Origin of the sequence: Ornithinimicrobium sp. (assembly GCF_051004135.1) — a bacterium.
GTDB lineage: Bacteria > Actinomycetota > Actinomycetes > Actinomycetales > Dermatophilaceae > Ornithinicoccus.
In genome coordinates this window covers 1-3,462 of record NZ_JBPCKQ010000038.1, presented here as the reverse complement: position 1 = coordinate 3,462, position 3,462 = coordinate 1, and the positions used below count along the sequence as shown (strand labels likewise).

Sequence of the window (3,462 nt, the reverse complement as noted above, 5' to 3'; positions counted from 1 at the left end):
CACAGTGCCGTTCGCTCAGGATCCACCAGCGGGTGTGCGCGGTAGTGGCCCAGGCGGGGACTGTTGCCGCCCATGCCCTCCCACTCGAACTGGCCGTTGAGCAACTCCGTGACGAAGGTCCACGGCTCGTAGTCCTCCTCGATCCGCTCGGTGACGCCATCGAGCCAGGTCACCAGGAGCCAGACACGCTCCGTCCTGCGAAAGGGCATCCAGACGGGCTCGACCACGGTGGCCACATGGCCGAGAACCATCTCGTGGCGTCGCAAGGCCCAGACGCCCTCCCGGAAGGGATCGAGCATCGCGATCTTGGGGTAACGACCCACGAAGACAGCGTCGCACGGTGGCCCAAGGCTGCGAACGTCGGCACGGACGCCCAGCCACCATGTTGAGGCATGCGAGGTGGGTGATGATGTGACCATGTCGGTGCGTCGTCTCGATGATGAGCAGGTCGCCCGATTGAGCGGCCGACCGCGCTCGTACGACCCGACGGGCGCAGCCCGTCCTAAGACGTGGCCCGGCTTCACCCGGCTCCAGCGCTCCGTGGTGTTGAGAAGTCAGGACCTCGAGGCCGCCGGGGAGGCGTTGGTCCGGTGGCGCGTGCATGAGCAAGCAGGCTTACGGGTGCGAGCCTCGGACATCCCCATGGTGGCCGGGACCGTCGTGCTGATGCGGTGGGGGGTTGGTTTCCTGTCATTGAGGATCCCCTGTCGCGTGGTCGAGGTGATCGACGAACCGCGGCGCAAGGGCTTTGCCTACGTCACCCTCGTCGGGCACCCCGAGGGCGGTGAAGAACAGTTCCTCCTCGAGCGACTCGACGACGGCAGCATCACGTTCACGATCACCGCGGTTTCCAAGCCGGCATCGACGCTGGCCAAGCTCGGTGGCCCGGCGACCCGAGCCGTCCAGCACCTCATGACGCAGCGGTACCTGCGGGCTCTCGACCGCCTGCCGTAAGAGACTGCTCCCGCTGCCTACTGTGCGGTGGCGTCCGCACCGGTCACTGGTGTCGAGACCACGGGCTGGACCGGCTACTGCATACCCTGTGACTGAGCCGCACGCAGGGCGTCCAGGCTCGTCTCGTCACCGGCCGTGTCGGGCTCGGCGCTGCGGCCCCAGAGCCAGCGGTCGATCTGCTCGGCGGTCCCGGAGACGGTCGCGCGCACCTCGCCACCGGCCCGGAGCACGGCGCCAGGCTTGTCGTATGACGTGCCCGACTGCCCGACTCCGACCCAGCGGCCGGGCTGCAGGAGCCAGGTCCGGTCCAGATCGGAGGCGATGAGCTCCACTGCCCCGACGACCGGTCTGAACTCAAAGCCGGGGAGGGTGGACCACCACGCCCATATCACCTCCACGGCGTGGGCGATCCCGTCTGCTGCCAGCTCCGGGTCCACCGGGGCGGAGTCGATGCCGGCGGTCAGCTCGGCGTCGAGGCGGTGCATGAGCGCCTCGTGCGCCTGCATGCGGCGCGTGGACCCCACCGTCTTGGCCGTCTCCAGCCAGAACCAGGCCGGCTCGTCGTCCTGTCGTTCGTCGAGCTCGGCCACCAGCGCCGAGGTCTGGTCGCGGAACACCGTGATCGTGGTGTCCTGGTCGGCAGGTCGCGCGGGATTCTGCGCCTCGACACCCTCCATGTCCTCGTCGGTCTGCGCACCGTCGCGCAGGATCCCGGCCCAGAAGGCGTGGACCTCGGTCAGGTGCCACAGGAGGTCCTGCGAGGTCCAGCCGGGGCACGTGGGGACTTCGGCCTCGGGATCGCTCCGCCGGATCGCCTGCACGAAGCGCTCGGACTCCTCCACGATGGCCTGTTTGAAGTCGGTCATGCTGCCATCTCACCACCCGAGTCGCCGCCACACCAGGGGGGTATGAGTGCTCGGTCGGCTTGGTGCGTGGGGGGGCGCGGAGGTCAGGCGTGGTCGGAGCGCAGCTCCCGGGCGCTGCTGCACAAGGCCTCGATCGTCGCCTTGATCGCGGGCACCCGCTGCAGGTCCGGGGTCGTGACGATCTGCACGGCCCGCTGCGAGACCGGGGCCACCTGCCGGGTCACAACGTCGGGGTGGGACACCGAGTGCAGGATCAGCGCAGGCATCAGAGCCACCCCCAGCCCGGCGGCCACGAGGCCGAGCACGGCCACGTAGTCCTCGGTCTCGAAGGCCACGTCCGGTGCGAAGCCGGCCTGGTGGGCCAGCGAGAGCAGGTGGCCCCTGCATCGGGGACATCCCGCGATCCAGGGCTCGTCCGCCAGATCGGTCAGGCTCACGACGTCGGACGCGGCGAGCGGATGCTGGGCGGGCAACGCGACGAGCACGGGGTCGGTGAGCACGTCGAGGACGACCAGGCCCTGCAGGTCGTCCTCACCCCGGCCGGCGTCGGTGCCGTCGTAGGTGAAGGCCACCGCCAGGTCGCAGGTGCCGTCCCGCAGCGCCGCGAGGGACTCCGGCGGCTCGGCCTCGGAGAACTGCACGGTGATCCCCGGGTACTGCTCCTTGACTTTGGCCAGGGCGCGGGGGACCAGGGTGGCCGAGGAGGAGGGGAAGGCCTGCAGCCGCACCCGGCCGCTCTGCATACCGGCGATCGCCGCGACCTCGGCCTCGGCGTTGTCCAGCGCAGCCAGCACCTGCACCGCATGCCGGGCCAGCACCGACCCGGCCTCGGTCAGTCGGACGCTGCGGCCGTTGCGCTCGACCAGGGTGGTCCCGCAGCGCTGCTCCAGGCGGCGGACCATCTGCGAGACCGCGGGCTGGGTGTAGCCCAGGGTATGGGCAGCAGCGGTGAAGCTGCCCTCCTCCGAGATGGCCCGCATGACACGTAAACCAGCGGCATCGAACATGCCAGTAATGATAACGCGCGCTAATGCCCTCAGTCGTTCGGCGGCGGGGGAGGCGGAGGTGGCGGCGCGCTACGCCCCGAGGGTGGTGGGGGTGGAGCTGGGTGGCCACCGGGCGGAGGTGGCGGCGACCCGGCGCCGGGAGCAGGCGGCGGGCTGCTCGACAGGGCCAAAGAGCCCAGCCGGCCCTGCGACTCCAGCTCGCGCAGGCCACTCAGCGCGCGGCTGCGGGCCTCCTCATCGACCGGGCGCCCCTGAGCCTCCAGGTAGGCCAACACTCCGAGATCGTGTAGGTGCGCTGCTGGTCGCGGTCTCCGCCACCCGACGTGGCCTGGTTGATCGCGTGGTCGGCTTTGCCGGCGAGATCGGTGGCCGTCGCCCGCGCCTTGTCCAAGAACCCCATTCGATGCTCCTTCGCCGAGGGCTCAGACCTCCTGAAGTAGCGAATGTTGATGCCCTGTGATCAGGGCTTCTTCTGTGTCTGTTGTTATCGGAAATCCGATAAGATGTGTGGTAGTATGTGGGGATGGAACAGACGGTGTTGGCGGCCATGCCCGACCCGAGCGTGCTGCGCCTGCACGCCAGCGATGGGCTGGTGCTGGTGACCTGCGGGCGCTCGGTGCTGTACCGGTACGAGC

Annotated in this window: 4 protein-coding genes; 1 reads left to right on the top strand and 3 read right to left on the bottom strand. The window is 69.5% G+C overall.

Going from position 1 to position 3,462, the window contains the following annotated elements; translation table 11 throughout:
- Positions 1–323 (bottom strand): hypothetical protein (locus ACR2FV_RS02005; protein WP_434014050.1); only part of this gene is annotated, 323 nt, incomplete at its 3' end.
- Between the two features lie 94 nt (positions 324–417).
- On the opposite strand from ACR2FV_RS02005, the gene ACR2FV_RS02000 reads away from it, so the two are divergent.
- Positions 418–954 (top strand): DUF1990 family protein, encoded by a 537-nt coding sequence (locus ACR2FV_RS02000; RefSeq protein WP_434014049.1) that lies wholly within the window; start codon positions 418–420, stop codon positions 952–954.
- Between the two features lie 74 nt (positions 955–1,028).
- Here ACR2FV_RS02000 and ACR2FV_RS01995 read toward each other — a convergent pair whose 3' ends face one another.
- The gene (locus ACR2FV_RS01995; RefSeq protein ID WP_434014048.1) at positions 1,029–1,820 is read right to left on the bottom strand and encodes a maleylpyruvate isomerase family mycothiol-dependent enzyme; all 792 of its coding nucleotides are present in this window, start codon (positions 1,818–1,820) and stop codon (positions 1,029–1,031) included.
- An 83-nt stretch (positions 1,821–1,903) separates the two neighbouring features.
- Entirely contained in the window at positions 1,904–2,827 is a 924-nt protein-coding gene (locus ACR2FV_RS01990; protein WP_434014047.1) for a LysR family transcriptional regulator, read from the bottom strand.
- Between the last annotated feature and the right edge of the window lie 635 nt (positions 2,828–3,462).